Source organism: Burkholderia sp. BCC1638, from assembly GCF_902833195.1.
GTDB lineage: Bacteria > Pseudomonadota > Gammaproteobacteria > Burkholderiales > Burkholderiaceae > Burkholderia > Burkholderia diffusa.
In genome coordinates, this window is the sequence record NZ_CADFEC010000103.1 from 1 (window position 1) to 574 (window position 574).

A 574-nucleotide genomic window follows, 5' to 3' on the forward strand; every position below is an offset into this window, starting at 1 on the left:
CACGCGCTGGCGCCGGTCGCGGTTGATGCGCAGTTCCTTGGCGCCTTCGGTGATCGCGCGGTACTGCTTCTGCAGGTCGTCCTGCGCGCCGCGCACGCCGCGGTAGTACTGCCCCCACTTGAGGCTCGCGTACTGGTTGATCAGCGCGCCGACGATGATCGCCACCAGCGCGATCAGGAACAGCACCGGCGAGAGCACCAGCATGTAGGCCACGCAGCCGGCCGCGACGGCCGCCGCGACGGCGAAGTTCGGGAAGCTGAAGGTGAAGGCGCTGACGGTCTCGACGTCGCTGTTCAGCGTCGAGAGCAGGCGGTGCGTCTTGTAGCGTTCGAGCGCGGCCACCGGGGCGCAGACGATGCGCGCGGAGATGTCCTTGCGCAGCGCGGCGATGATGCGCTGGCCCGTGACGCTGTTGCCGATCCCGGCGACGGCGCTGCAGAACAGCGTGACGAGGCAGAGCGCGACGAAGGTGACGGCCGTCTTCGTGCCGATGCCCTCGGGCGCATGCAGGCTGGTATTGATCACCGACAGCAGCCAGGCGGTGCAGAGGCCGCCCACGATGCCGAGCAGGGTC

The 574-nt window shown here is 69.0% G+C and carries 1 protein-coding gene; it reads right to left on the reverse strand.

Annotation, left to right across the window (positions count from 1 at the left end; all coding sequences use genetic code 11):
• Positions 1-574: ABC transporter transmembrane domain-containing protein (locus HWX22_RS31390; protein WP_244135336.1), on the reverse strand; the 574-nt coding region annotated here is incomplete at both ends.